Here is a 19,470-nt window from a genome sequence, read left to right on the forward strand (position 1 = left end):
TTAACTTAAGTGTAGCTAGAAGCCCACCTAGGCAACCCAAAATGACCAGCTCATTCGACCTTGAAGCGCACGTCCGCAAGTTCCAGAAGGAACTCGCATCGGGCACCGTGTCGCTGACCTTACTCGCGGTGCTTGCACACGCGCCCGAGCCCTTATACGGCTATCAGATCGCCAAACAGCTCGAACAGCAAGCAGGCGGGGTGCTCGCCGGCAAGCAAAGTGCGCTGTACCCAGTGCTGCGCAATCTCGAAACGGCAGGTCTGCTCTCGAGCATGATCGAGCCTTCGCAATCGGGACCGCCGCGCCGTTACTACACCATCACGAACGATGGCCGCACAGTGCTGGAGCACTGGTCACAAACGTGGTTCGCCACCCGCAATTCCATTGACGCCGTATTGGAGCCAGGTCTGTCATGAATACTGTTAATTCACTGTCCCCCCGCACCATGGAGGAATTTCTGGCGCAACTGCGTGATGCCTTGCGCGGTAGCGATCCCGCAATGATCCAGGACGCGCTGTTCGACAGCGAGGACTACCTGCGTGCTGCAATCGCCGACAACGCTGCCTTATGCGAATCCGAAGTGATGGCCAAGGTCTTAAATGATTACGGCACACCGCAGGAAGTCGCGGGCAACTACCGCCAAACCGATGCAACGGTACAGGCTGCAATTCAACCGGCGGCCAAACCGCGGATTACGGCCAATGACCGGCAGCCGGGCTGGTTCCGCCGCCTGTTCAATGTGCTGCTGGATCCGCACGCCTATGGCTCGCTGTTCTACATGCTGCTGTCGGTCTGGACCGGCGTATTTTACTTTGCGTACGTTGTGACCGGTATCAGTCTCTCGCTCGGTACCATCGTACTGATCTTCGGCATACCGTTGCTGATCCTGTTCCTGGGCAGTATCCGCATCCTTGCACTGGTCGAAGGCCGTATCGTCGAAGCCTTACTCGGCGTGCGCATGCCGCGCCGTCCCGCGCTGCCCAAGGATCCTTCGCGTACCGGCTGGATTCCGCGCATTAAAGGCTTCTTTACCGATCCTCGCACGTGGAGCACCATGCTGTATCTGCTGCTCATGCTGCCCCTGGGTGTGATCTACTTCGGCGTAAGTATCTGTCTGCTGGCGATGGCACTGTCGTTCCTGCTGACACCAATCGCAGCGCTGTTCGGCGAGTTCCAGATTGATGGCGTGGTGGTCAATATGAGCCATATACAGATTCTTGGAACGGATCTGACCACCTCGGGTTGGGTGATGCTGCCGATCTTTGTAGTGCTGGGTGTGCTGTGCACCTTGGTGCTGCTCCATTTGGCCCGCTGGGTCGGCAAATGGCACGGTGCATTGGCCAAGAATCTGCTGGTAATCCGCGATTAGCCGATGCAACGCGATGCATTTTGCAAAAAAGATCCCGGCAATCGCCGGGCTCTTTTATTACTTGCGGATCGGGTGTTCCTGATACTTGCGAATGAATTCGCGTACCACCGGATACACCTGCGTGCGCCAACGCCGGCCGCTGAAGATTCCGTAGTGGCCCGCGCCTTCGACCGTCATGTGCTGACGATGGGTCTTGGCAATGCCGGTACACAACTGATGCGCGGCTTGGGTCTGACCCGCGCCGGAGATGTCATCGAGCTCGCCCTCGATGGTCAGCAGGGCGGTGCGACCGATCTTGGCCGGCTGCACCGGCTCGCCACGAACGCTCCACGTGCCTAACGGCAAACGGTGTTCCTGGAACACGATGCGCACCGTGTCCAGATAGTATTCGCCGGCGAGATCGAGCACGGCGTTGTACTCATCGTAGAACTCGCGATGCGACTGTGCGTCTTCGAGATCACCCTGAACCAGATGCTCGTAGAACTCGACATGCGACATCGCGTGCCGTTCCGGATTCATGGCGACAAAGCCCATGTGCTGCAAAAAGCCCGGGTACACGCGGCGACCGCGACCGGGATAATTGGCAGGCACCGGCTGCACCAGATTGTTTTCAAACCACGAGATCGGACGGCGGTAGGCCAAGTCGTTCACTTGCGTCGGACTTTGGCGCGTATCGATCGGGCCGCCCATCATGGTCATGCTGAGTGGGGTCTCTTCGCCGCGTGCTGCCATCAGCGAAATTGCAGCAAGTACAGGCACCGTTGGCTGGCACACCGAAATCACGTGCAGATTGCGCGCACCGATCAGGCGAATGAATTCCTGCACGTAATCAATGTAATCATCAAGATGGAACGGGCCCTCGGACAGCGGCACCATGCGGGCATCGGTCCAGTCCGTGATGTAGACCTTGTGCCCACGTAATAGCGTGCGCACGGTGTCGCGCAGTAGGGTGGCGTGATGGCCGGACAAGGGCGCAACCACTAGCACGACCGGATCGTCCTTCAGTTCACCGACGCCGGCGAGTTCATCGGAATAGCGCTTAAAGCGCAGCAGTCGGCAGAACGGCTTGCGCAGTTCCTCGCGTTCGACTACGGGATACTCGCGCTCATCGATCCTGACCGATTTGATACGAAACTCAGGCTTGGAGTAATCCTTACCTAAGCGATAGAGAAGCTCATAGCCGGCCGCAATGCGCGGCGCATTGGGTACGCCCGACAGCCAACTACCGTGTGACGAATACATTTTGGCGGCCGCATCAGCCCAGTACGTCATCGGCGCCAGCCATGCGCGCCCCATTTCATGCAATTGATACAAAAACACGTATGAACATGCCGATTATTGCGGAATATTCGATGGTAGCACGCCCTTATCGGCGGGCGATGAGCCTGCGGGCCGCTTAGCCGCCCGGGCGCTCCATGGCGGCGAACTGGGCGACCACTTCCTGGCGGGCCCAGAAATGGCTGCCGATCGGAGCCAGACCCGCCGACTCTAGAATCTTGCGAAAGGCGGCCGGCGAACGCTTTTGGAACCCGTCGGTATCTCCGGCGAAGGGATCGCCACTGACAAACGTCTCCAGGAATGCCAAACCTCCTGTGAGCGCGGCCAGACCTTGGGCGCCACGTTTGAGCTCGGCGGTGGGCACGTAATGCATGACATCGGCGCAAATCAGCAGGTCAACAGGCGGGCAGGGGCGCAGCCACTCGAAATCGCCAAAGGTCGCGTAATGGAGCTGACGGCGAGCGCCGTAGCGTTGCACCGCATATTCGGAGCTGTCAAAGGCCAGGTACTGCAGCTTGGGCCGTAGCGCCAGCAGGGGCGCACGCCAGGCGGCTTCGCCGGCGCCGATATCGAGCAACGTACGAATCGGTCGCTCCAGGTAGTACTCGGCCATGGCTACGGCCATCGCCACTTTGCGGCGCAGATGGGCCCGGTCCGCCGCAGGTTGCGCACCGCGATACCAGCGGTTGAAATAGGTCTCATCGTATACTTTGCTCACCGTACCGCCTCCGTGAATTCATGAATCTGTTTCTGATCAGCAAGACCGCCCATCTGGTGTTCGTAATGGCCTTTGTCGCCAGCACATTCTATCTGCCCCGCATTCTGGTCAACCTGGCCGAGTCGCAGGCCAAGGCCGAAGGCGAAGCCGCTCGCGCCCGCCTCATTCTGATGGGACGCCGCATGTATCGCTTCGGGCACGTCATGTTCGGCATGGCGTTTATCTTTGGCTTGCTGATGTGGCAGGGCTATCGTCTGTTGCCGGAAACGCTGCCGCAGGCATTTGCCATGGGTGGCTGGCTGCATGCCAAGCTCGGCATAGTGGCCTTGCTACTGGCTTACTTTATTTACTGCGGTCGCTTGCTCAAGGCGCATGACACCAAGGGCAAGAGCTTGCCTTCGGCGACCGCATTGCGTTGGCTCAATGAGCTGCCGCTGATCCTGCTGGTGCTGATTGTGTATCTGGTGCTGGCCAAGCCGTTCTAAGGGCCTGGCCATCACCGTTCCGTTCATTACTGCGCGCGACGATTGACCTTGGGTTCGGGCAGTTTGACCGGGACACCTTGGGCGTTGCACAGATTGCGGCCGCAGTAATATGCACGCAGTTTGGGGTTGGCCTGCAGCAGGAAGTGGAAGATAGTGTTCTGTTCCACATTGCCGCGAATCGCGTCCGATCCCGTGCCGCGCGCCCAGATGCCGACGTCATCGCCACCGTGGCTTTCCGAGCTGGTGGGGACCATGGCTTCCTGCAGATAATCCGGATGCTCGGTATCGACGTCGGTCAGATTCGGGCGGCCATTCTCGGCCTGTTGAAAGCCCGAAGGGAAATGCGGGTTGTGCTTCGGACCTTCGGCTTGTGTTGAAGTCGCACCAGCGTAACCCGGACCGTTGGCATAGCCCAGCGTGGTGAACGGCAGGCCGGTGGCATCCATCGCCAAGGCGCGCGGATCCATTTGCTCGCCGCTGCCGCCGCGGACTTTACCCAGAATCGGATTGCCGCGAGCCGGATAGCCGACAAAGAACATGGTGTGCGAGTGATCGGCAGTCACCAGAATCAGGGTGTCTTCAGGATTGGTGACCTGCGCGGCACGCTCGACGGCCTGATGCAGGGCGACTGTGTCCTTCAGTGCGCGGTACGCGTTGCCACCATGGTGCGCGTGGTCAATGCGACCGCCTTCGACCAGCAGAACAAAGCCGTTGGGGTTCAAAGCGGTCAGGCGTTGGATAGCCGACTCGGTCATTTGCGCCAGCGACGGCTCGCCGGCCGGATCGTTCGGACGGTCCTGCTCAAACTGCATGTGGCTGGGTTCGAACAGACCGATAATCGGCGTGCCCTTGGGCGCGTCGTTGAACTGCTTAAGATTCCAGACGTAAGTGCCGGCCGGGTGACGTGCCTTCCACTCGTCGACGAGATTGCGGCCATCGAGACGTTGGCCAACCTTGTCATCGTATTCCGGGTCGTTTTGATCGACGCCGAAGAAATTCATGCGGCCACCGCCCATCAGCACGTCCGGACCCTTGCCGTAGGGGCTGCCGACCATCTGCGACGCGATATCCATGCAGCCTTGCGCCGTGGCCTCCGGCGGCAGGTCGGTATCGTTTTCCCAGTTGCGTTCCGGCACGTGCGAGAACGTGGCTCCGGGTGTCGCGTGCGTGACCGCAGTGGTGGTGACCACGCCGGTGGCCAAGCCGGCGTCCGCCGCCATTTCCCACAGGGTCGGGATCTGCGTGCTGAGGCTGGCGCCGCAATCGCCCCGTTCGGCCGCTTGACCCACCGACAGCATGCCCATGCGCGTCTTGATGCCCGTCGCCATGGCAGTCATCGTGCCCGCCGAGTCGGGCGTCTGTGCATTGGTGTTGTAGGTGCGGCTCAGTGCGGTGTTGGGAAAGTCCTCCCACGAAAGGCGCGTTTCCTCGCCGGGTTGGCCGTTTTGCTGGCCCAGGTAGATGCGGGCAGCCGCAACGGTGGGCAAGCTCATGCCATCGCCAACAAAAAGGATGACGTTCTTGGCCTTGCCGCCCATTGCGCCGTGAGCCGCGGCCGTGGAGGCACCCTGCGTGAACCACCACTGGGGCGTTTCGCCGGCGGGACGCTCAATCTTGGGGACCTCAATCGGTGCGAAGGACGTACCGGCCGTGTTGGACGCCGATGTGCCGGTGGTGGCGCAGCCGGCAAGCAAACTGACAGCCGCCGCGAGTGCGGCAATGGACAGACGAGAGCGCATTGAGAATCCTGTGACGATGCAGCTGAACGGAACTCCATTCTAAATCCCGAAATATGACAAAAACAGTCCTGATTCGCAGTTAAGTGAGTCGGCTTGTTTTATCCTTGGAAATTAACCTTTTGCAACGGAATGTGCCGTGATCTCAGCTTGGTTCAAGATTCCTTTCTGGCAGCGTGTGCTGGCCGGCTTTGTGCTCGGAGCGCTCGCAGGTGTCGCGTTCGGACCCAATGCCGAAACCTGGTTCGGCTGGCTCGGTGACATCTACGTCCAGCTGATCATGATGATCGCCGTGCCGCTGGTGCTGTTTGCGGTCATGAATGCGGTAGCGTCCTTGGCCGGACAACAGTCGATTGCCAAACTCGGTGGACGGACCTTTCTGTGGTTTGCGATCACCGCGGCCTTAGCGGTTGTGGTCGGCCTAATGGTTGGCTGGGTGCTCAAGCCGGGTCTTGGATTGAGCGGTCTGCTGGGCGATGCGGATTACAAAGTGCGCGAGGTGCCGAACTTTATCCAAGTTCTTAAGGACATCGTCCCGCGCAATCCGTTCCAGGCTTTAAGCGGTGCCATGCGTGTCAAGTCCGATGCCGACGGTCTCTATCATCTCACCGACAAGGGCACCATGCTGCAGGTGATCTTCTGGGCCGGTCTGTGCGGGTTTGCACTGGTCAAGCTCGGTCCCAAGACGCAGGGTATTCGCACGCTGGTCGACGAAGCCAGCAAGCTGATGGTGCAGGTCACACGCTTCGTGCTTGAATTCACGCCGCTCGGTACGTTCGGTCTGATTGCCGCGCTGGTCGGTGCCTACGGTTTCGAAAAGTTGCTGCCGCTCGGCACCTACGTGATTGCGCTGTACCTGGCCTGTGCGTTGCACATCGCCGTGGTGTACAGCGGGCTGCTGGCGGCCCACGGTCTCAATCCGCTCAAGTTCTTTAAGGGTGCCGCGCCGGGCATGCAGATTGCATTTGTGTCCTCGTCGTCGTTCGCGTCGATGCCGGCGGCCATGCGCTCGGTCACGCACAATCTCGGCGTCGATAAGAACTATGCAGCGTTTGCGGTGCCGCTGGGTGCCACCATCAAGATGGACGGCTGTGGCGCCATTTATCCGGCACTGACCTCGCTGTTCGTGGCGCAGTATTACGGCATTGATCTCAACGCCAGTCATTACGTCATCATCATGCTGGCGTCGGTGTTGGGCAGCTTTGGTACCGCGGGCGTGCCGGGTACGGCGACCGTCATGGTTACGCTGGTGCTGTCGGCTGCCGGATTGCCACTGGCGGGTATCGGCTTGCTGGTTGCAATTGACCGCATTCTGGACATGATGCGCACCATGACCAACGTGACCGGCCAGATGCTGGTCCCGGTTCTGGTCGCCAAGGAGACCGGCTTGCTGGATCGCAGCGTCTACGATGATCCGTCGACCAACATCGGTCTGGGTCAGATGGAAGATCTGCAAGCGGACACGGCGCGAGGCTAGTCATGGCAACCGGTTGGGCCGGCGATGGCGCCGTGCAGGATCAGATTGATGCCACGGTCAAGGACGCGATCAAGCGTGCTCGCGACGCCTTGCCGCAAGGCCCGAGTCTCGAGCATTGCGAGGAGTGCGAGGCCGAGATCCCCGAGGGCCGTCGTAAGGCCTTGCCGGGGGTGCGCCTGTGCGTCGCCTGTCAGGAACAGCTCGATGCGCAAGAAAGCCAGTCCGCCGGCTATAACCGTCGTGGCTCCAAGGATTCGCAGTTACGCTAGTTGGAATGCTGTAGTCGGCATCCGATAGGTGCCGACGCGTCACGACGTAGTCGTGGGTGCGGCTAGATGCGGCTATATGACCAGCGCACCGGGCGACCGTCCTGATACGGCATCACCCCGTGGAAGGCGCGTGCATCGTCGTCAAACACCAGCGGCAGGAAGTGGCGATCGCCTTCCCACATCGGCAGTTCGTAGATGCGGTCCAGGTCGACCCACTCCAGAGTGCCCTCGGGATTCGAGGTGAAGGGCGTGCCTTCGAAACGGCGAATCAGGAACACAAAACCCAGCCAGTCCTCACCGTTCTTGCCGAAGCCGGGCCACGAAACCGTGCCGCGTAAACTCAGATCCGTGCAGGTAATGCCGGCTTCTTCCATGATCTCGCGGCGCATGCCTTCGACCATGTCCTCATCGGGTTCGATCTTGCCGCCCAGACCGTTGTACTTGCCCAGATGCTCATCGCCGGGGCGGGCATTGCGATGGACTAGCAGGACCTGCTTGCCGTCCGGAGACAGGATGTAACCAAGGGTAGCGACGATGGGGGTGTAGGGCATTGGGCTGGCAGTCATGCAAACGGCAGTCGCAAGAGTTTAACCTGTAAGCTCCGCCAACCTATCAAGGACGATCATGACCGCCGGAACGCAACGCGAATTGACCATGCGCTTTTTGGCCGAACCCACCGATGTCAATTACGGGGGCCAGGTCCACGGCGGCATGGTGATGAAATGGATTGACCAGGCCGGTTACGCCGCCGCGGTGGGCTGGAGTGGTACGTATGCCGTGACGGTTGCCGTGGGCGGGATTCGCTTTGTCGCGCCGATCAAGATCAGTGACATGGTCACCGTGCACACCAAGCTCGTGCATACCGGTACCAGCTCGATGCACTTTGCCGTCGATGTCAAAGCGCGCGACCCGATGGAAGATGACTCCACCGAGCACCTGTGCACTCACTGCATCATCGTGTTTGTGGCGCTGGATCGCGAAACGCGCAAACCGACCACGGTCCCGACGCTGGTACTTTCCAACGACCACGATCGCGACCTCAGCGAGTACGCGCTAAAGGTGATGGAGCTGTCTAAGGGAATTGAAGACACCATCCGGCAGGTCGTCGGCTGACGTTGACGCTGCCGCTGCCGCCGCGCACAATTACGCGGCCAAGGTGTTCAGTGTTGTGACTTAGAGGCCTTCGACCCGGCGCGCCGCCAGGAACTTGCGACCCCAGTAGCCGCTATCCATTGCCGAGATCATGACGTTCTTGCCGGTGCTCGGGGCATGCAGGAAGCGACCGTTGCCCACATAGATGCCGACATGGTTGACGCGACCGCCGTCGCCAAAAAACACCAGATCGCCCGGAACCATCTTGCTGCGATCGCTGATGGCCAGACCCTGACGGGCCATATCACGCGAGACGCGCGGCAGTTCGACACCCAGTGCATTGCGAAACACCCAGCCGACCAGACCGGAACAGTCAAAGCCGGACGGCGTGGTGCCGCCCCAACGGTAGGGCGTGCCCAGCATCGAAGTGGCACGTTGCAGCACTGCAGTGATCTTGGGGCTGACGATGGCCGAGTCGCCATCGAGCTTGTCCTGGCGATCCAGCATTTCGACTTCTTTACGAATCGAAGCGGTAGGCGCGGGCTGGACCCACGAACGCACACCGGAGGTGGCCGATTGGACCGTTTGGTTAGCAAAGCTCACAACGCGATCGAGTGGGCCGGCGGTGTCGGCCGCTGCGGCCGCTTGGGCGCCGCCGCGTTGAGCAAGGAATGAATCGAGGGCCGATTGGCCATTGGCAGACTGGGCAGAGGCCAGTGCCGGGGACAACAGAGCGAAGGCCAACAGGGACTTCAGGAGCACTTTAGATTGTAAAAGTCGGACGCCTGCGACGAGCCGACCGGGTTGAACGAGGTTTGATTTCGTTGTCACGCGGCCTTCACCAGTTCTTCACTAAGCCTAAAGTTTGCCTAACGAGGGGGTTAAAAGGCTCAATATTTCGTTAAGAAGGATGTTAAAAACACGAAATATGTCACAGTTTTGGACATTAATAACCCAGGATCTGTTTAGATCCCGTGTAGTGAGAAACCCAGTACGGGCCATCCAACCGGTCCATCCGTACGGTACCGCCCGTGCTGGGTGCATGCACGAAGCGACCGTCGCCCACGTAAATCCCAACATGGCTAACGCTGCCATTGGTCCCGAAAAACACCAGATCGCCGGTGTTTAGGCGGGTCGGGTCGACCACCGGGCCCTGATACTTGGCCAAGGCGCCGGAGGTGCGGGGCAGTTTGAGATCCAGCGTGTCGCGATACACATAATTGACCAGCCCCGAGCAGTCAAAGCCACCCTCGGGCGTGTTGCCGCCGTAGCGGTACGGGGTGCCGACCAGACTCAGCGCGCGCATCAGCACGTTATTGGCCTGATCCGTGTGCGAGGTGCGGTAAGCCGTCGTGCGACCGGCGGTGGGTACTTTGCGTGGGGCGCCGCTTTTCTTAGCGCCGGCCACGGGGTTCGATTTGGATTTGGGTTTGGCCGGGCGCTCATCGTGCCGACAACCGGCCACACTAACGGCCAAGATGGCGGCGGTGAGTAGGGCGGTTACACTTGCAGACCGTAGATTCATGGCTCTCATGATAGGAAATTGGCGGTGCAAGACAACCCCCGTGAACTCTGGTCGAAGGCCGGACTGCTGGCGGTCGACAAACCCGCGGGCCTGCTGACCGTTCCCGGCCGCGGACCGGACAAAGCCGACTGTCTGATCGCTCGCGTGCAGGAACAGCATCCGACCGCGCTGATCATTCATCGGCTCGACCAGCCGACCTCGGGTCTGGTGCTGCTGGCCCTGAATTCCGAGCTGCAGCGCGAAATGTCGATGCGCTTCGCTCGCCGCGAGGTCCGCAAGCGCTATGAGGCCTGGGTCCACGGAACGCCTGCGGGCGCGCAAGGCGAGATCGACCTGCCGCTGATCACCGACTGGCCTAACCGCCCGCGGCAACACGTGGATATGGAGTTGGGCAAGCCGAGCCTGACCCGTTGGCAGGCACTGGAAACGGTCGAAGGCCGGACCCGCCTGGCCCTGTATCCTGTCACGGGCCGGACCCATCAGCTGCGGGTGCATCTGGCGGCAATAGGGCACCCGATCGTCGGCGATGCGCTGTACGGGACGGACTCGGACAGGGAGCCACGCCTGTTGCTGCACGCCACGGATCTGGCCTTCGAGCACCCTGTAGAAGAGGAAGCGGTCAGCCTGCGGAGCCCGGCGCCATTTTGACTCTATAATATTGGGCTATATTCAAACACCAGATTGCTGCCCATGAAAGTCGAAAAAGACCGCGTCGTCGCCTTCCATTACACCGTGTCCGAACAAGGACAGGAGCCCTCCGAAAGCTCGGTAGGCCAAGCTCCTATGTCCATTCTGATCGGTCACAACAACATCATCCCGGGCCTCGAAGCCGCGATGGAAGGCAAGTCCGCCGGTGACAAGTTCGAAGTCGAAGTCGTCGCTGCCGACGCTTACGGCGAACGTCGCGAAGGCATGACCCAACGCATCCCCAAGAAGCATTTCCAAGGCGCCAAGCTGGAGCCGGGTATGCAAGCTGTGCTGCAGACCAATATGGGTCCGCGCGCTGTCACCATTGAAAAGGTCGGCATGACCGTGGTCGATGTGGATCTGAATCATCCGATGGCCGGCAAGGATCTGCACTTTGCCATTGAAATCACCAACGTGCGCGAAGCCTCGGCCGAAGAACTTGAACACGGCCACGTTCACGGCGACGGTGGTGTCGAACACTAATAAAGAAAGCGACGTTCTCGTCGTAGGCGCCGGCGTCATCGGGTTATCCGGTGCGCTGGCGCTTCTGCTTCAGGGCCGCTCGGTTCGCATCCTCGAGGCGCGCACCGTAGGTGCGGGGGCCTCGCATGGCAACTGCGGCACGATCACGCCATCGCATGCGCCACCGCTCGCGGCGCCCGGCATCATTGCCCGCGCGCTCGGCTGGTCCCTGCAGCCCAATGCGCCGTTGTATATCCCGCCGCGTTTTGATCCGGCGCTGTGGCGCTGGCTGCTGGCCTTTGCCCGCCGCTGCAACACCCGCGACTGGCACGCCACCGCCTTAGCCAAATCGGCTCTGCTCAATGCCTCGCGTCCGGCGCTGGCGGAGTGGGTCCAACGCTTAGACCTGCAATGCGAGTTCCGCGAAACCGGCGAGGACTACGTGTTCCGTGATACTCATGCGTTCGTTCAAGGTCAGGAAGAGTTGGACCTGCTGGCCGAATGTGGCGTCGAGGTCGAACTGATCGACGGCGCGGACTACGAACGTCAGGAACCTGCGATGCGTCGCGGTGTGGCGGGTGCGCTGCGGTTCCGTGGCGATGCGTCCTTACGTCCCGATGAATATGTCGCGGAACTGTCGCGCGTGCTGCGTGAACGTGGCGCAGATCTGATCGAAGGCACTCCGGTCGCCCATGTCGAGCGCACAGGTGACCGTTGGCGTGTCCGCACGGCCGATGGCGCCGAGTACTTTGCGCGCGATGTGGTGCTGAGCACCGGTGCTTGGAGTGCGCAGCTGGAACAGATCGCCGACAGTAGCGTGCGTCCCTTGGCGCGCGCACTGCAACCCGGCAAGGGCTATTCCATTACGTACAGTCGGCCGGCGGTGGTGCCGTCGCGACCTTTGGTATTGCGTGAGCGCTTTGTCTGCGTCTCGATGTGGGATGGCATGCTGCGCATCGGTTCCACCATGGAGTTCTCCGGCTTTGATGCGACGCTCAACGAACGCCGTTTCCGCGCATTGGAACAGGCCGCCGACGATTACCTGCTGTATCCGAGCGGTCCGCAGACTCTGGAACGCTGGACCGGCTGGCGGCCCATGGTCAGCGATGACATCCCCCTGATCGGCGCGGTGCCGGGCCAGAAGGGGCTGTGGCTGCACACCGGTCACGGCATGATGGGCATGAGCATGAGCACCGCCTCGTCACTGTTATTGAGCCAACTGATCGTGGGCGAGTCCGATCTGCTGATCGACCCCACGCCGTATCGTCCGGAACGTTTTATATGACTACGCTGATCCAGGGATCCATTCCGCTACTGATTTCACTGCCGCACAACAGCAGCTTCATTCCCGAGGCTTTGCGTGACCGCATGACCCTGTCGGCGCAGTCGGCACCCGACACCGACTGGTTCGTCGATCAGCTGTACGATTTCGCGCGCGACTGGGGCGCATCAATACTGATCCCTTCGTATTCGCGTTATGTCGTCGATCTGAATCGCCCAGCCAGCGATGAGTCGCTGTATCCCGGTCAGAACACCACGGGCCTGTGCCCGACCGTGCAGTTCACCGGTGAGCCGGTGTATCAGGCCGGGCGCGAACCGAGCTTCGATGAGATTCGCCTGCGCGTCGAGCAATATTGGGAGCCGTACCACGCCGCTCTGCGCCAGGAACTGGAACGCCTGCGTAACGAGTTCGGTCGCGTCGTGCTGTGGGAGGGCCACTCGATCAAGGGTGATGATCTGCCGTATCTGTTCGAAGGCCGTCTGCCGGACCTCAACATCGGCACCGCCGGTGGCATCTCCTGCCGCCCCGAGACGCAAGCACGTCTGCAAGCCGCGCTCGAAGACCAGGGCCGATTTGACTGGGTCATCAACGGGCGTTTCCAGGGCGGTTACAACACGCGCCACTATCACGACGTGGCCAACGGCATCGAGACCATTCAACTGGAAATGGCACAACGCACCTATATGGACGAACAACGTCTTGCCTTTCATCAGGAGAAGGCCGAACAGGCGCAGGTGGTGATCGCGGCGCTGTTACACGCCGCGTTGAGTTAAGCGAAGCGGCTTACACTTCGAGCGTGGCGAGATCGCCCTTGTCCTCGAGCCAGGACTTGCGGTCGGGTGCGCGCTTTTTGGACAACAGCATGTCCATGAGTTTGAAGGTCTCGCTGTTTTCCTCGTTGGTGAGCTGCACCAGGCGACGTGTATCCGGGTGCACCGCCGACTCGCGCAGCTGCGAGGGATTCATTTCGCCCAGGCCCTTAAAGCGCGTGACTGAAACCGTGCCGCGCATTTTTTCGCGTTCGATCCGATCCAGTACGATGCGCTTTTCTTCCTCGTCGAGTGCGTAGAACACTTGCTTGCCGACGTCGATACGGAATAACGGCGGCATCGCCACGAACACGTGACCGGCATCGACCAGCGCCGGGAAGTGGCGCACAAACAATGCCGACAGCAAGGTCGCAATGTGCAGACCGTCGGAGTCGGCATCGGCCAGCACAATCACCTTGCCGTAGCGCAAGCCGCTGATGTCATCCTTGCCCGGATCGCAACCGATGGCCACAGCCAGGTCGTGAATTTCCTGCGAGCCGAGTACGGTGGACGATGCCACCTCCCACGTGTTCAAAATCTTTCCGCGCAGCGGCAAAATGGCCTGGAAATCCTTGTCGCGAGCTTGGCGTGCGCTGCCGCCGGCCGAATCGCCTTCGACCAGAAACAGTTCGGTGCGTGACAGATCCTGGGAGATGCAGTCGGCCAGTTTGCCGGGCAGGGCAGGACCTTGCGTCACTTTTTTACGGATGACCTGTTTCTCGGTCTTTAAGCGTGCCGAGGCGCGATCAATTGCAATCTGTGCAATCTTTTCGCCCAGTTCGACGTTGCTGTTGAGCCACAGGGTAAATGCATCGTGCGCGGCGCCTTCGACAAAACCGGCAGCCTGGCGCGATGACAGACGTTCCTTGGTCTGACCGCTAAACTGCGGCTCGCCCATCTTGAGACTCAGTACGAAAGCGACCCGATCCCAGACGTCTTCGGGTGCGAGTTTGACGTTGCGTGGCAGCAGATTACGGAAATCGCAGAATTCGCGCAGTGCATCGGTCAGGCCTGAGCGCAGACCGTTGACGTGCGTACCGTGCTGAGCGGTCGGAATCAGATTGACGTACGACTCCTGCACCAGTTCGCCCTCGGGCACCCAAGTCACGGCCCAGTCGGCAATTTCCGTTTCCTTGCGCAGGTAGCCGGTAAACGCATCGGCGGGCAAGCGATCCTGATCGCCGATCTCCGACAGCAGGTAATCACGCAGACCGTTCTCGTAAAGCCATTCGAGCTGCTCGTTGGTGGCGACATCGTGCAGCGTTACCGTTAGCCCCGGGGACAGCACTGCTTTAGCTCGCAGCACATGCTTGAGCGAGCGCATCGAGAACTTGGGGCTGTCAAAGTATTTCGGATCGGGCCAGAAGCGCACGGTAGTACCCGTATTCTTTTTGCCGACCGTGCCGATGATTTCCAGCGGCGAGGCACGATAACCGTTCTCGAACGTCATACGGTATTCGTTGCCGTCGCGGCGGATGCGCACTTCGACCAGTTTCGACAGCGCGTTGACGACCGATACACCGACACCGTGCAGACCGCCGGAGAACTCGTAATTCTTGTTGCTGAATTTACCGCCGGCATGCAGACGCGTCAGGATCAGCTCGACACCGGGGATGCCCTGTTCCGGGTGGATGTCGACCGGCATGCCGCGACCGTTATCGGTGACCTGCAGGGAGCCATCTTCGTACACCACCACATCTACGCGGTTGGCGTGGCCGGCAAGGGCCTCGTCGACGGCGTTATCAATGATTTCCTGCGCCAGATGGTTGGGGCGGGTAGTGTCCGTGTACATGCCGGGGCGATGTCTGACCGGGTCCAGACCCTCTAGGACTTCGATATCGGCGGCGTTGTAGCGGGTACTCATCAGGGAAAATGCAGTCAGGTCAGCGGAATGCCAAAGAATCGCACACTTGCCCGTTTCCGCCAAGAAACCTGAAGCCCGGGCAACAAATACCGCGCTATTAACGGTTGTTCATGGACAAATCGGCGGTTTTGCTAAAATGAATGCGTCGCCGGGAGTGATTCTGGCGGCTATAGCAAGAGCGGAATGGTTCCGCTTCAAACTGAGAGTAAGTCCGTATGAAACGTCTGTTGACCCTATTGCCGATTGTGGCCGTTGCCGCTGGTGTTGCCTTTGTGGCCATGCCCGCGCTGGCGCAGTCCAATGACGCGTCGGCTGACAAGGCCAAGGCAGCTGCTGCTGCCACGGCTGCCGGCTCCACCTCGGAAACTCGCCAGCAGCAGGCCGAACGTCAGGCCAAAAAGCTCGAGGAAATCCGCAAAGCCAACGCCAAGGACAAAAAGTCCAAGGGTCGTGAGGCCGAAGAGGGCTGAGTTCCCGGCGCCTTTAGCGTCCGCCGAAACCCCGTTGCGTGAGCAGCGGGGTTTTTGCTTTGAGGCGCTTCGGGTAAACTAGTCCTTTCCTGAGCTACCCGCACTCATGACCCCTCTGATTTTTGTCACCGGCGGCGTCGTGTCCTCTCTTGGAAAGGGCATTGCCGCGGCGTCACTGGCCGCTATTCTCGAGGCGCGCGGACTGCGCGTCACCATGATGAAGCTGGATCCGTACATCAACGTCGACCCAGGCACTATGTCGCCGTTCCAGCATGGCGAGGTCTTCGTGACCGATGACGGCGCCGAAACCGACCTCGATCTGGGCCACTACGAGCGCTACGTGCGCACCAAGCTCAGCCGTCGCAACTCCATCACTACCGGTCGCATTTACGAGACGGTGATCCGCAAGGAGCGCCGCGGCGATTACCTGGGCGGCACCGTGCAAGTGATTCCGCACGTTACCGACGAAATCAAGCAGGCCATTTTCGCCGCCACCGAGGGCTTTGACGTCGGTCTGGTCGAGATTGGCGGTACCGTCGGCGATATCGAGTCCTTGCCGTTCCTCGAAGCGATCCGTCAGATTCGCACCGAACGCGGCGCCGACAAGGCCCTGTTCATGCATCTGACATTGGTGCCGTTTATTGCGGCCGCCGGAGAGCTCAAGACCAAGCCGACGCAGCACTCCGTCAAGGAGTTGCGCTCGATCGGTATCCAGCCCGATATCCTGCTGTGCCGCAGCGAGCAGCCCTTGCCCGACAGCGATCGCCGCAAGATCGCCCTGTTTACCAACGTGCCGGAACGCGCCGTGATTTCTGCGGTCGATCTGGACAACATCTACATGATGCCGCGCCGCTTCCACGAGGCGGGCCTGGATGCCTTCATCATTGAACGTCTGGGTCTGGCTGCGGGTCCGATTGATCTGCGCGAATGGGATGAGGTCGTCCAGGCCTGTGCGCATCCTGTTGATGACGTCACCATTGCCGTGGTCGGTAAGTATGTTGACCATCAGGATGCGTACAAGTCGGTTGCCGAGGCACTCAAGCATGGCGGTATCCGTCAGCGCACCCGCGTACAGCTGCGCTGGCTGGAAGCAGCCGATCTGGAGTCCGAACAGGGCGTGCAGGCACTGGCCGGCGTCGACGGCATTCTGGTGCCGGGCGGGTTCGGCGATCGCGGTTTCGACGGCAAGGTCGCGACTTCGCGCTACGCACGCGAACATGGCATTCCGTATTTCGGTATCTGTTACGGCATGCAGGCGGCCATCGTTGATGTCGCCCGCAATGTGCTTGGCCTTAGCCACGCCAATTCGACCGAGAACGACAAGGCGACCCCCGATCCCGTGATCGGTCTGATTACAGAATTTGTCGGCGCCGACGGTCAAAAGCAGCAGCGCGACGAGGCCAGCGATCTGGGCGGCACGATGCGTCTGGGCCTGCAGCACCAAAAGATTCTGCCGGGCACCTTGGCGCATCGCATGTACGATGCCGATGTGGTCGGTGAACGTCACCGCCATCGCTACGAGTTCAATAACGCCTATCAGGCGCAGCTGGAACAGGCCGGACTGGTCTTCAGTGGTCGCTCCATGGATGACTCCCTGGTCGAGGTCATCGAACTGCCGCAGGATCAGCATCCGTGGTTCCTGGCCTGCCAGGCCCACCCTGAATTTCTTTCAACGCCGCGCGATGGCCATCCGCTGTTTATCGGCTTTATCAAGGCTGCACGCGACTACAAAGCAGCCCATCCGCACACGGCATCGGCACAGGAGCCTGCTAAATGAAACTGCTTGATTTTGAGGTCGGTCTCGAACAACCGTTTTTCCTGATCGCCGGTCCCTGCGTGATCGAGTCGATGCAGCTGCAGCTCGATGTGGCCGGCCAGCTTAAGGAGATCACCGACGCGCTCGGGATCCCGTTTATTTTCAAGTCGTCGTTTGATAAGGCCAATCGCACCTCGATCCATGGCTTCCGTGGCCCGGGCATGGAAGAAGGACTCAAGGTCCTGGCTGAAGTAAAGCGTCAGATCGGCGTGCCGGTGCTGACCGACGTGCACGAATACACGCCGATGGACGAAGTCGCTTCGGTGGTTGATGTGCTGCAGACGCCAGCTTTCCTGGTGCGTCAGACGGACTTCATTACCAAGGTGTGCAGCACCGGCAAGCCGGTCAATATCAAGAAAGGCCAGTTCCTGTCACCGTGGGATATGAAACCCGTGGTCGAAAAGGCCAAGGCGACCGGCAACGAGCAGATCATGGTCTGTGAGCGCGGCGCCTCGTTCGGTTATAACAATCTGGTCAGCGATATGCGTTCGCTGGCGGTGATGCGCGATACCGGCTGTCCGGTAGTGTTCGATGCGACCCACAGCGTGCAGCTGCCGGGTGGACAGGGCAGCAGCAGCGGTGGCCAACGCGAGTTCGTGCCGGTCCTGGCGCGCGCTGCCATGGCCGTCGGCGTTTCGGGTGTCTTTATGGAAACCCACCCCGATCCTGCCAATGCCCTGTCTGACGGTCCCAACGCCTGGCCTTTGGGCCTCATGCGCGAGCTGCTGACTGTCATGAAAGAAGTCGATACGCTGGTAAAAGCACGCCCGTTCGCGGAATCGGCCCTGTAAGCCCGTAAAATCCCTTAATTAGACCCTCGAAAAACGCTACTGACATGACCGAAATTGCCAAGATTCACGCCCGCGAAGTGCTCGACAGTCGCGGTAATCCGACGCTCGAGGCCGAAGTCACTCTGACTGACGGCGCCTTCGGTCGCGCCATGGTGCCATCCGGCGCATCCACCGGCACCAAAGAGGCGATTGAACTGCGTGACGGCGACAAGACCCGTTACCTGGGCAAGGGTGTGCTGCAGGCCGTAGCCAACGTCAACGGCCCAATTGCCAGTGCCTTGCAGGGCATGGATGCCGCCGATCAGTCCACCGTCGATCAGCGCATGCTCGATCTCGATGGCACCGAAAACAAGGGCCGTCTGGGCGCCAATGCGTTGCTGGGTGTTTCGATGGCCGTAGCGCACGCGCAAGCTGCCAGTGCACGTCAACCCCTGTGGCAGTACCTGGCCAAGGGTGCTACGCCGGAACTGCCGGTGCCGATGATGAACATCATCAACGGCGGTGCCCATGCCGACAATAACGTTGACATGCAGGAATTCATGATTCTGCCGGTCGGTTTTGACCGCTTTGCCGATGCACTTCGCGCCGGTACCGAAGTATTCCACGCCCTCAAGGCCGTGTTGAAAGGTCGCGGTCTGTCCACGGCCGTTGGTGACGAAGGCGGTTTTGCCCCGGATCTGCGCTCGAACGAGGAAGCCCTCGAAACCATTCTCGAAGCGATCGGCAAGGCCGGTTATCACGCCGGCGAAGACATTCTGCTGGGTCTCGATGTGGCCTCGAGCGAGTTCTACGACAACGGCAAGTACAACCTGACCGGCGAGGGCAAGCGCCTGACCTCCGAACAGTTTGTCGATTTCCTAGCCGACTGGACGCGTCAGTACCCCATCATCACCATCGAAGACGGCATGTCCGAACACGACTGGGCCGGCTGGAAACAACTGACCGATCGCATCGGTGATAAGGTCCAGCTGGTGGGCGACGATCTGTTCGTGACCAACCCGCGTATCTTTGCCGAAGGCATCGAGAAGGGCGTCGGCAATGCCATCCTGATTAAGGTCAACCAAATCGGCACACTGACCGAAACGTTGCAAGCCATCGCCTTGGCCGATCAGCATCGTTACGCCTCCATCGTGTCGCATCGCTCCGGCGAAACCGAAGATCACACCATTGCCGATCTGGCCGTGGCCACGACGGCGACGCAAATCAAGACCGGTTCGCTGTGCCGTTCGGATCGCATCGCCAAATACAACCAGTTGCTCCGTATCGAAGAACAACTGGGCGCTAATGCGCGTTACGCCGGCCGCAACGCCTTCATATCGCTGCAGCGCTGAGACCGGATC

The 19,470-nt window shown here is 60.4% G+C and carries 21 protein-coding genes; 14 read left to right on the forward strand and 7 right to left on the reverse strand.

Going from position 1 to position 19,470, the window contains the following annotated elements; genetic code table 11:
• Window positions 1-41: 41 nt before the first annotated feature.
• Both V3390_RS05765 and V3390_RS05770 read left to right on the forward strand, forming a co-directional pair.
• Window positions 42-416 carry a PadR family transcriptional regulator gene (locus V3390_RS05765; protein WP_331690078.1) on the forward strand — a complete coding sequence of 125 codons (375 nt, stop codon included), beginning with the start codon at window positions 42-44 and terminating at the stop codon, window positions 414-416.
• Window positions 413-1,369, forward strand: a complete 957-nt coding sequence (locus V3390_RS05770) for a sensor domain-containing protein (RefSeq protein WP_331703740.1) — start codon at window positions 413-415, stop codon at window positions 1,367-1,369. Before V3390_RS05765 ends, V3390_RS05770 begins: the two co-directional genes overlap by 4 nt.
• Before the next feature lie 57 nt (window positions 1,370-1,426).
• On the opposite strand, the gene V3390_RS05775 is transcribed toward V3390_RS05770, so the two are convergent.
• Both V3390_RS05775 and V3390_RS05780 read right to left on the reverse strand, forming a co-directional pair.
• Entirely contained in the window at window positions 1,427-2,689 is a 1,263-nt protein-coding gene (locus tag V3390_RS05775) for a polyhydroxyalkanoate depolymerase (RefSeq protein WP_331703741.1), read from the reverse strand.
• 76 nt (window positions 2,690-2,765) lie between these two features.
• Complete coding sequence (locus V3390_RS05780; protein ID WP_331703742.1) at window positions 2,766-3,365, reverse strand: class I SAM-dependent methyltransferase; 600 nt, start codon at window positions 3,363-3,365, stop codon at window positions 2,766-2,768.
• Window positions 3,366-3,385: 20 nt separating this feature from the next.
• On the opposite strand from V3390_RS05780, the gene V3390_RS05785 reads away from it, so the two are divergent.
• On the forward strand, window positions 3,386-3,850 hold the full coding sequence (locus V3390_RS05785; RefSeq protein ID WP_331690074.1) for a CopD family protein: 465 nt from the start codon (window positions 3,386-3,388) through the stop codon (window positions 3,848-3,850).
• Between the two features lie 26 nt (window positions 3,851-3,876).
• Here V3390_RS05785 and V3390_RS05790 read toward each other — a convergent pair whose 3' ends face one another.
• A complete protein-coding gene (locus V3390_RS05790) occupies window positions 3,877-5,589 on the reverse strand; it encodes an alkaline phosphatase (protein WP_331703743.1) in 1,713 nt (570 codons plus the stop codon).
• A 136-nt stretch (window positions 5,590-5,725) separates the two neighbouring features.
• On the opposite strand from V3390_RS05790, the gene V3390_RS05795 reads away from it, so the two are divergent.
• Window positions 5,726-7,063, forward strand: a complete 1,338-nt coding sequence (locus tag V3390_RS05795) for a dicarboxylate/amino acid:cation symporter (protein ID WP_331703744.1) — start codon at window positions 5,726-5,728, stop codon at window positions 7,061-7,063.
• A gap of 2 nt (window positions 7,064-7,065) precedes the next feature.
• Window positions 7,066-7,332 carry a DksA/TraR family C4-type zinc finger protein gene (locus tag V3390_RS05800; protein ID WP_331690071.1) on the forward strand — a complete coding sequence of 89 codons (267 nt, stop codon included), beginning with the start codon at window positions 7,066-7,068 and terminating at the stop codon, window positions 7,330-7,332.
• Between the two features lie 62 nt (window positions 7,333-7,394).
• On the opposite strand, the gene V3390_RS05805 is transcribed toward V3390_RS05800, so the two are convergent.
• Window positions 7,395-7,883, reverse strand: a complete 489-nt coding sequence (locus V3390_RS05805; RefSeq protein WP_331690110.1) for an NUDIX hydrolase — start codon at window positions 7,881-7,883, stop codon at window positions 7,395-7,397.
• Between the two features lie 73 nt (window positions 7,884-7,956).
• Between V3390_RS05805 and V3390_RS05810 the strand changes: the two genes are divergently transcribed.
• The gene (locus tag V3390_RS05810) at window positions 7,957-8,445 is read left to right on the forward strand and encodes an acyl-CoA thioesterase (RefSeq protein WP_331690070.1); all 489 of its coding nucleotides are present in this window, start codon (window positions 7,957-7,959) and stop codon (window positions 8,443-8,445) included.
• A gap of 60 nt (window positions 8,446-8,505) precedes the next feature.
• On the opposite strand, the gene V3390_RS05815 is transcribed toward V3390_RS05810, so the two are convergent.
• Together V3390_RS05815 and V3390_RS10225 are read right to left on the reverse strand one after the other, a co-directional pair.
• Window positions 8,506-9,186, reverse strand: coding sequence for a C40 family peptidase (locus tag V3390_RS05815; protein WP_331690069.1), 681 nt, complete (start codon window positions 9,184-9,186; stop codon window positions 8,506-8,508).
• A 184-nt stretch (window positions 9,187-9,370) separates the two neighbouring features.
• Window positions 9,371-9,958, reverse strand: a complete 588-nt coding sequence (locus V3390_RS10225) for a C40 family peptidase (RefSeq protein WP_425493019.1) — start codon at window positions 9,956-9,958, stop codon at window positions 9,371-9,373.
• Between the two features lie 15 nt (window positions 9,959-9,973).
• Between V3390_RS10225 and V3390_RS05825 the strand changes: the two genes are divergently transcribed.
• From V3390_RS05825 to hutG, 4 genes are read left to right on the forward strand one after another with little or no spacing between them, the layout of a single operon-like run.
• The gene (locus V3390_RS05825; RefSeq protein WP_331703745.1) at window positions 9,974-10,597 is read left to right on the forward strand and encodes an RluA family pseudouridine synthase; all 624 of its coding nucleotides are present in this window, start codon (window positions 9,974-9,976) and stop codon (window positions 10,595-10,597) included.
• Window positions 10,598-10,639: 42 nt separating this feature from the next.
• Entirely contained in the window at window positions 10,640-11,119 is a 480-nt protein-coding gene (locus V3390_RS05830) for an FKBP-type peptidyl-prolyl cis-trans isomerase (protein ID WP_331703746.1), read from the forward strand.
• Complete coding sequence (locus V3390_RS05835; protein WP_331703747.1) at window positions 11,106-12,383, forward strand: NAD(P)/FAD-dependent oxidoreductase; 1,278 nt, start codon at window positions 11,106-11,108, stop codon at window positions 12,381-12,383. Before V3390_RS05830 ends, V3390_RS05835 begins: the two co-directional genes overlap by 14 nt.
• The gene (gene hutG, locus V3390_RS05840; protein WP_331703748.1) at window positions 12,380-13,153 is read left to right on the forward strand and encodes an N-formylglutamate deformylase; all 774 of its coding nucleotides are present in this window, start codon (window positions 12,380-12,382) and stop codon (window positions 13,151-13,153) included. The genes V3390_RS05835 and hutG overlap by 4 nt, the downstream gene beginning before the upstream one ends.
• A gap of 10 nt (window positions 13,154-13,163) precedes the next feature.
• On the opposite strand, the gene parE is transcribed toward hutG, so the two are convergent.
• On the reverse strand, window positions 13,164-15,053 hold the full coding sequence (gene parE / locus V3390_RS05845) for a DNA topoisomerase IV subunit B (RefSeq protein ID WP_331703749.1): 1,890 nt from the start codon (window positions 15,051-15,053) through the stop codon (window positions 13,164-13,166).
• Between the two features lie 215 nt (window positions 15,054-15,268).
• On the opposite strand from parE, the gene V3390_RS05850 reads away from it, so the two are divergent.
• The 4 genes from V3390_RS05850 to eno all read left to right on the forward strand — a co-directional run bounded on the left by V3390_RS05850 (window position 15,269) and on the right by eno (window position 19,461).
• Window positions 15,269-15,523, forward strand: coding sequence for a hypothetical protein (locus V3390_RS05850; RefSeq protein WP_331690062.1), 255 nt, complete (start codon window positions 15,269-15,271; stop codon window positions 15,521-15,523).
• A gap of 106 nt (window positions 15,524-15,629) precedes the next feature.
• Window positions 15,630-17,300: a CTP synthase gene (pyrG, locus tag V3390_RS05855; RefSeq protein ID WP_331703750.1), complete on the forward strand. Its 1,671-nt coding sequence runs from the start codon at window positions 15,630-15,632 to the stop codon at window positions 17,298-17,300.
• Window positions 17,297-18,130 carry a 3-deoxy-8-phosphooctulonate synthase gene (gene kdsA, locus V3390_RS05860; RefSeq protein ID WP_331703751.1) on the forward strand — a complete coding sequence of 278 codons (834 nt, stop codon included), beginning with the start codon at window positions 17,297-17,299 and terminating at the stop codon, window positions 18,128-18,130. The genes pyrG and kdsA overlap by 4 nt, the downstream gene beginning before the upstream one ends.
• A gap of 44 nt (window positions 18,131-18,174) precedes the next feature.
• On the forward strand, window positions 18,175-19,461 hold the full coding sequence (gene eno, locus V3390_RS05865) for a phosphopyruvate hydratase (RefSeq protein WP_331703752.1): 1,287 nt from the start codon (window positions 18,175-18,177) through the stop codon (window positions 19,459-19,461).
• The last annotated feature ends 9 nt before the right edge of the window (window positions 19,462-19,470 follow it).

Origin of the sequence: Aquilutibacter rugosus (assembly GCF_036541335.1) — a bacterium.
In the GTDB taxonomy this organism is placed as follows: Bacteria; Pseudomonadota; Gammaproteobacteria; order Xanthomonadales; family Xanthomonadaceae; genus Aquilutibacter; species Aquilutibacter rugosus.

What these genes read in the sequence shown, in the direction of transcription:
- kdsA (WP_331703751.1), top strand. Translation starts at nt 17,297, where the DNA reads ATGAAACTGCTTGATTTTGAGGTCGGTCTCGAACAACCGTTTTTCCTG.
- parE (WP_331703749.1), bottom strand. Translation starts at nt 15,053, where the DNA reads ATGAGTACCCGCTACAACGCCGCCGATATCGAAGTCCTAGAGGGTCTG.
- V3390_RS05810 (WP_331690070.1), top strand. Translation starts at nt 7,957, where the DNA reads ATGACCGCCGGAACGCAACGCGAATTGACCATGCGCTTTTTGGCCGAA.
- V3390_RS05850 (WP_331690062.1), top strand. Translation starts at nt 15,269, where the DNA reads ATGAAACGTCTGTTGACCCTATTGCCGATTGTGGCCGTTGCCGCTGGT.
- eno (WP_331703752.1), top strand. Translation starts at nt 18,175, where the DNA reads ATGACCGAAATTGCCAAGATTCACGCCCGCGAAGTGCTCGACAGTCGC.
- V3390_RS05770 (WP_331703740.1), top strand. Translation starts at nt 413, where the DNA reads ATGAATACTGTTAATTCACTGTCCCCCCGCACCATGGAGGAATTTCTG.
- V3390_RS05785 (WP_331690074.1), top strand. Translation starts at nt 3,386, where the DNA reads ATGAATCTGTTTCTGATCAGCAAGACCGCCCATCTGGTGTTCGTAATG.
- V3390_RS05805 (WP_331690110.1), bottom strand. Translation starts at nt 7,883, where the DNA reads ATGCCCTACACCCCCATCGTCGCTACCCTTGGTTACATCCTGTCTCCG.
- V3390_RS05790 (WP_331703743.1), bottom strand. Translation starts at nt 5,589, where the DNA reads ATGCGCTCTCGTCTGTCCATTGCCGCACTCGCGGCGGCTGTCAGTTTG.
- V3390_RS05800 (WP_331690071.1), top strand. Translation starts at nt 7,066, where the DNA reads ATGGCAACCGGTTGGGCCGGCGATGGCGCCGTGCAGGATCAGATTGAT.
- pyrG (WP_331703750.1), top strand. Translation starts at nt 15,630, where the DNA reads ATGACCCCTCTGATTTTTGTCACCGGCGGCGTCGTGTCCTCTCTTGGA.
- V3390_RS10225 (WP_425493019.1), bottom strand. Translation starts at nt 9,958, where the DNA reads ATGAGAGCCATGAATCTACGGTCTGCAAGTGTAACCGCCCTACTCACC.
- V3390_RS05830 (WP_331703746.1), top strand. Translation starts at nt 10,640, where the DNA reads ATGAAAGTCGAAAAAGACCGCGTCGTCGCCTTCCATTACACCGTGTCC.
- V3390_RS05765 (WP_331690078.1), top strand. Translation starts at nt 42, where the DNA reads ATGACCAGCTCATTCGACCTTGAAGCGCACGTCCGCAAGTTCCAGAAG.
- hutG (WP_331703748.1), top strand. Translation starts at nt 12,380, where the DNA reads ATGACTACGCTGATCCAGGGATCCATTCCGCTACTGATTTCACTGCCG.